Annotated in this window: 1 protein-coding gene; it reads left to right on the forward strand. The window is 70.6% G+C overall.

Features of this window, described 5'->3' with window-relative positions:
• Positions 1–2: 2 nt before the first annotated feature.
• Positions 3–745, forward strand: a 743-nt coding sequence (locus IH61_RS0139925) for an ABC transporter ATP-binding protein (protein WP_037974184.1), incomplete at its 3' end; no start/stop codon positions are given.

Genomic DNA, 745 nt, shown 5'->3' on the forward strand with positions numbered 1-745 from the left:
CCGTGACCACGTCGACCGCAACCGCCGTCCGTACCGGTCGGGCGGCCGCCCGCGCGACCGGCCTGAACAAGGTCTACGGGGAGGGCGAGACCCGCGTGGTCGCGCTCGACGACGTCAGCGTCACCTTCCCCCAGGGCGAGTACACCGCCATCATGGGCCCCTCCGGCTCCGGCAAGTCCACCCTCATGCACTGCATGGCCGGCCTCGACACCGTCTCCTCCGGCTCCACCACCATCGGCGACACCGAACTCGTCGGCCTCAAGGACAAGCAGCTCACCCAGCTGCGCCGCGACCACATCGGCTTCATCTTCCAGGCGTTCAACCTCCTCCCCACCCTCACCGCCCTGGAGAACATCACCCTCCCCATGGACATCGCCGGCCGCAAGGCCGACAAGGCATGGCTCGACCGCGTCGTCGACACCGTCGGCCTCTCCGGACGCCTCAGCCACCGCCCCTCCCAGCTCTCCGGCGGCCAGCAGCAGCGCGTCGCCTGCGCCCGCGCCCTCGCCAGCAAGCCCGACATCATCTTCGCCGACGAGCCCACCGGCAACCTCGACTCCCGCTCCGGCGCCGAGATCCTCTCCTTCCTGCGCAACTCCGTACGCGAACTCGGCCAGACCGTCGTCATGGTCACCCACGACCCCGTCGCCGCCTCCTACGCCGACCGCGTCGTCTTCCTCGCCGACGGCCGCATCGTCGACGAACTCCACCGGCCCACCGCCGACACCGTCCTGGACCGCATGCG

This window comes from Streptomyces sp. NRRL WC-3742, from assembly GCF_000720635.1.
GTDB lineage: Bacteria > Actinomycetota > Actinomycetes > Streptomycetales > Streptomycetaceae > Kitasatospora.